Below are 6036 nucleotides of genomic sequence, written 5' to 3' on the forward strand. Positions count from 1 at the left end.
CCCAGCACCGCATCCACCAAACCCGCCGAAGCCGCCTCCCCACCCAAAACAAGCACACGCGCCGGCAACAACTCCGACAACCCCCCACCACCCGCCAACGCAGCCAGATGCGACGGCACAATCTTCAGAAAATCGACCGGATGCGCCCGCAGGTAGCCGCGCAAAGCCGCCGGATCGGCAGCGATCTCGGCGTCGATCAGGTGCAGGGTCCCGCCCGTGCGCAGCGCACCGAACAGCACCGTGTTACCGAAATCCGTCACCGCCGACTGAACCATCGCATACGAACCGGCGCCGAGGCCGAGGCGGTCGATCACGCCGTCCAGATAGGCCGCCAGTCCACCGTGGGTCACCTGGACGCCCTTGGGTCGTCCCGTCGAGCCCGAGGTGTAGATGACGTACGCCAGGCGGCCGGGATCGAGCGGCTCTGGCGCGGGCGGCCGGGCCGCCGCCGACAGCGCTGCGGTGGCGGGATCGTCCAGCGTCACCAGCCGTGCCCGGCCCACCGGCAGGCCGCCGACCGAGTCGGCGGTGCCCACGACCACCGATGCGCCGCTGTCGGCCAGCATGAACGCCAGCCGGTCCACCGGAAGCCCGGGATCCAGCGGCAGATAGGCGCCACCGGCCTGCCACACCGCCAGCAGCGTCACCACCACGTCCACCCCCCGGGGCAGGCACACGCCCACCACGGTCTCCGCGCCCACACCGAGGTCGCGCAGATGCCCCGCGAGCCGCCCCGCGCGTTCACGCAGCTCCCCGTACGAGAGCGTCGTGCCGGCCGACACCACGGCGACGGCCTCGGGCGGCGCGGCGGCCGGCAGGTGCGGGTCCACCGAGCGGGGGAGGGCACCGCCGGTGCCCGCCCACTCCCCCAGCGTCCGTTCCCGCTCGGCGGCGTCCAGCAGCGACACCTGCGACAGCGGCAGCGCCGGTTCGGTGGCCAACAGTTCCAGCACGGTCACCAGGCAGCGGGCGAACCGTTCCACGGTCGTCCGGTCGAACAGCTGGGTGCTGTACTCGATCGAGCCGGTGATGTCCTCGTCCCGTTCGACGAGGAAGAGCGTCAGGTCGAACTTCGCACTGATCCTGACCGCCGGGTTCGCCGCCCCGGCGTCGAGCCCGCCCTCGTGCGCGCCCGGCTCGGCGTCGAGCTGGTCGTAGTTGAAGAGCACCTGGAACAGCGGTGTGCGCGACCGGTCGCGGTCGGCGGCGAGCGCGTCGACGAGCTGCTCGAACGGCACGTGCTGGTGGGCGAACGCGTCCAGCGAGGTCGTCCGGGCGCGCGCCATCACGTCGGCCAGCGCCGGGTCGCCCGCCAGGTCCAGGCGCAGCACGAGGGTGTTGACGAAGCAGCCGATCAGGCCCTCGAGCTCGGCGCGGTCGCGGTTGGCGACCGGGGTCCCCACGACGACGTCGTCCTGCCCGGCGAACTTCCCGAGCACGACCGCGAACGCCGACAGCAGCGTCATGAACATGGTGGCGCCGGATCCCCTGCTCAGCGCGCGCAGCCGCGACACGGTCTCCGCGGAGACCTCGAACTCGACCGCGTCGCCGTCGGACGAGCGGACGGCCGGGCGGGGCCGGTCGGTGGGCAGTTCCAGCGGCCGGGCCCCCGCGAGGATGCGCCGCCAATGAGCCAGCTCGGCGTCGAGCACGGCTCCGCGCAGCCACTGCCGCTGCCACACCGCGAAGTCGGCGTACTGCAGCGGGAGCGGCGGCAACGGTGACGGCTCGCCACGGGAGAACGCCTCGTACAGGACGGTCAGCTCATGCCGCAGCACCTGGATCGACCAGTCGTCCGACACCGCGTGGTGCATGCAGAGACTGAGCACGTGGTCGTCCGGGCCGACCTTGATCAGGCGGGCGCGCAGCAGCGGGCCCTCCGCGAGGTCGAACGGGGTCACCTCGTCGGCGTCGACCAGTTCCCGCGTCGCGGCGACCGGGTCCGGCCGCCCGCTCAGATCGCGGAACTCCAGTACCGGGCGGCGGCCGGGCGGCTCGACGTGCTGGTGGGGCACGCCGTCCGCGCCGGTGACCAGGGTCGTCCGCAGCACGTCGTGCCGTGCCGTGATCGCTTCCAGGGCGGCGGTGAGTGCGGGCACGTCCAGTGGTCCGTGCAGCGGCAGGACGAGCGGCATGACGTACTCGGCCGACCCCGGTTCGAGCCGGTCCAGGAACCACAGGCGCTGCTGGGCGAATGACAGCGGCGGCGGCCCGGCGTGCTCCGCCCGCTCGATCGGCGGCGGCCCCGCGCGCCCCTTCAGCAGCCCGATGATCTCCTCGCGGAGGTCGGCGACATCGCGCTTGTGGTCGTCGGTGAGGGCGTCGACCGGGGCGACGACCCGGAGCCGGCCGTCGTTCAGGTACAGCCGTACGCCGCGGCCTTCCAGGTCGCTGATCAGGTCTTCGGCGGAGATGGTCACCGGGTCGCTCCGTCCTCGTCGGTCCCCGCGGGCAGGTCGAGCAGGCCCAGTGCGCGCGTCGCCTCTTCGTCCGACATCCTCTCGATCTCCTCCAGCAGCCGTTCCTCGACGGCCTCGCCGAGCGCGGCGACGGTGGGCCGGTCGAACAGGGCGATCAGGCCGAGCCGCACCCCGAACGCGGTGTGCAGCCGGGCGAGGACCTGGGTGGCGAGCAGCGAGTGGCCGCCCAGGTCGAAGAAGTCGTCGTGCACGCCGACGCGTTCCACGCCGAGCACCCCGGCCCAGATGGCGGCGACGGCCTCCTCGGTGGGGGTACGCGGCACGACGAACCCGGTGCCGAGGTCGGGCCGTGCTCCGTCCGGCGCGGGCAGCGCGGTCCGGTCGACCTTGCCGTTGGGCGTGACGGGCAGCGCGGCCAGGTCGACGAAGGCGCCCGGGACCATGTGGTCCGGGAGCGTCCGCCGCAGGAACGCCCGCAATTCGGACGCCGATGGCGGGGGCCCGGCATCGCCGGGTACCACGTAGCCGACCAGCCGCACGTCACCGTTCCGGCCCCGCGCGGCGACCGCGGCCGCGGCGACGGCCGGGTGGGCGGTGAGGGCCGCCTCGACCTCGCCGGGCTCGATCCGGAAGCCGCGCACCTTGACCTGGTGGTCGACGCGGCCGAGGAACTCCAGCTCGCCGTCCGGGAGCCAGCGCACCCGGTCGCCGCTGCGGTACAGCCGCCCGCCGTCCCCGCGGAACGGATCGGGCAGGAACCGCCCCGCGGTCAGCTCCGGCCGCCCGGCGTAACCGCGCGCGAGGCCGGCTCCGGCGATGAACAGCTCGCCGGGGACGCCGACCGGCACCGGGGCCATGTGCCGGTCCAGGACGTAGACGCGGGTCCCCGCCAGGGGCCCGCCGATCGGGGTGGCACCGTCGGCGGCGGCATCGAGCGCGGCGAGGTCGCTGGACGTGGAGTCGACCGTGGCCTCGGTGATCCCGAAGGCGGTCCGCAGTGTGACGGCCGGCCCGAACGCCTTCCGCGCCCGTGCGGCTGAGGAGCGGCGCCAGGTGTCGGTGGTCACGAGCAGCAGCCGCAGGGACGGCAGGGACCGGCCGGTGCGCTCGACGTGCTCGACCAGCTCGTCCACGAACCGGGGGGCCAACTCAAAGGCGTTCACCTCGTGCGCGGCCACCGCATCGGCCAGGTCGGCCACCGAGGCCTGCAGGCGGGACGGCGCGAGCACCAGGGTCCCGCCGCTGCCGAGCGCCCGCACCAGATCGCCGGTGAAGACGTCGAAGCCGGCGCTGGCCATCGACAGCCACCGGTGGCGCGTGCCCTCGGGCAGGAACGCGGCGGACCAGGCGCCGTAGACGGCGAGCAGGGCGGCGTGGTCGATCAGCACGCCCTTCGGCAGCCCGGTCGAACCCGAGGTGTAGATGACCGCGGCGAGCTGGCCCGGCGCGCACGGCGCGGCGGCCGGGCCGTCCACGGCAGGGCCCGCGCCCTCCGGGGTGATCGTCGGCCCGTCCCAGCCGTCCGGCGCCGCCGAGTCGGTGATCAGCAGGTGGACGTCGCTGTCGGCGAGCATGAACGTGAGCCGTTCCGCCGGGTACTCGGGGTCGAGCGGCAGGTACGCGCCGCCCGCCTTCCAGACCGCCAGGACCGCGGAGACCAGGTCCAGGCCGCGCGACAGGTGCAGCCCGACGACCGTCTCGGGGCCGACGCCGAGTCCGCGCAGGCGGCTCGCGAGACCGTCCGCGCGCCGTTCGAGCTCCGCGTAGGTCAGCGCGTCGCCGCCGAAGACGACGGCCGGCTGCGAGCCGTGCGCGGCGGCACGGCGGGCGATGAGCTCGTGCACGGTCCGGGCGGCGGGCGGCGGGGCGCCGGTGACGTTGAAGTCGGCGACCACCCGGCGGGTCTCCGCGGCGTCCAGGAGGTCCAGTTCGGACACCGGACGGCCGGGCTCGGCGGCGATCGCGGTCAGCAGCGTGACAAGATGGCCCGCCAGCCGCGCGGCGGTGCGTTCGTCGTAGAGGTCCCGGGCGAACTCGATCGCTCCGGCCAGGCCGCCCCCGGCGTGGTCCTCCAGCACCAGGGTCAAGTCGAAGAGCGTGGTCCGCCGCGGCACGTCGAAACCGGGATCGGCAGGCCGGGCGCCCTGACCGTAGTCGAACATCACCTGGAAGAGCGGGTGGCGGGATCGGTCGCGGTCGGGTTGGAGGGCGTCGACGAGCTGCTCGAACGGGAGGTCCTGGTGGGCGTAGGCTCCCAGTGCGCCTTGGCGCACCCGGTCCAGCAGTTCACCGAACGTGGGGTCGCCCGACAGGTCGGTCCGCATCACCAGCGTGTTGACGAAGAACCCGATCAGGCCCTCGGTCTCGGCCCGGTTGCGGCCCGCGATCGGCGTCCCGACCACCACGTCGTCCTGGTCGGCGTACCGGCCGAGAAGCACCGTGAACGCGGCCAGCAACGTCATGAACATCGTCGCGCCGGACTCCCCGCTCAGCGCGCGCAGCCGTGCGGTGACGTCGGCGGGAACCTCGAAGCCGACCGCCGAGCCCGCCGAGGACTGCGCCGCGGGACGAGGCCGGTCGGTGGGCAGTTCCAGCACGGGCAGCCCGTCCAGCCGATCCCGCCAGTACCCGAGCTGGCCTTCCAGCACCTCACCGCGCAGCCACTCCCGCTGCCACACCGCGTAATCGGCGTACTGCACCGGCAACGGCGCCAACGGAGACCGCTCACCACGACAGAACGCCTCGTACAGAGCCGACAGCTCATCCCGCAGCACACCCGCCGACCACTCATCCGACACCACATGATGCACACACAGACCCAACACATGATCATCCGCAGCCAGCACGAACAGCCGAGCCCGCAGCAACGGCCCCACCGCCAAGTCGAACGGTTCGGAGAGGTCCTCGGCCACCTTGGTCCGGGCCTCGTGCAGCGGGTCGGCCGCACCGCTCACGTCGAGGATCGGCAGGTGTACCTCCGCCGGAGGATCGATGGCCTGGAAAGGAATGCCTTCCTCGTCGGCGACCAGGCGCGTCCGCAGCACCTCGTGGCGTTCGACCAGCGCGGTGAGCGCGGCCCGAAGCGCGGCCGCGTCGACCGTGCCCGCCAGCCGCATGACGACGAGGGCGTTGTAGTCCACTGAGCCGGGTTCGAGTTGGTCGAGGAACCACAGGCGCTGCTGCGCGAACGACAACGGCAACCGCCGCCCGCGCCGGTCCACCGGCACGATCGGTGGTGCGGACCCGCCCGGCGACACCCCCGCCACCACGGCCGCAAGCCCCGCCACCGTCGGATGGTCGAACAGCTCCGACAGCGGCACCTCGACGCCCAGCACACCCCGGATCCGGGACACCACCCGTGTGGCCAGCAGCGAATGCCCGCCCAGCTCGAAAAAGTCGTCATCGACCCCGACACGCTCCAGACCCAGAACCTGGGCCCACACCCCCGCCAGCACCTCCTCGACAGGCGTGCGCCCCACCCCCGAACCGGCCACCTCACCACGTGCCGGATCCGGAGCGGGCAACGCCTTCCGGTCGACCTTCCCATTCGCCGTGCGCGGCAGCGACGCCAACTCCACGAACACCGCCGGAACCAGGTGACCAGGCAAGGTCCGCA

Annotated in this window: 2 protein-coding genes; both read right to left on the bottom strand. The window is 73.2% G+C overall.

Translation table 11 applies throughout. The features are described from left to right. A partial coding sequence (locus tag J4557_RS48705) for a condensation domain-containing protein (protein ID WP_208274733.1) occupies nt 1-2420 on the bottom strand: 2420 nt, incomplete at its 3' end. Beyond that, on the bottom strand, nt 2417-5899 hold the full coding sequence (locus J4557_RS48710) for a non-ribosomal peptide synthetase (protein ID WP_208274734.1): 3483 nt from the start codon (nt 5897-5899) through the stop codon (nt 2417-2419). The genes J4557_RS48705 and J4557_RS48710, both read right to left, overlap by 4 nt. Between the last annotated feature and the right edge of the window lie 137 nt (nt 5900-6036).

The sequence above is a fragment of the Actinomadura nitritigenes genome (assembly GCF_017573545.1).
Classification (GTDB): domain Bacteria; phylum Actinomycetota; class Actinomycetes; order Streptosporangiales; family Streptosporangiaceae; genus Spirillospora; species Spirillospora nitritigenes.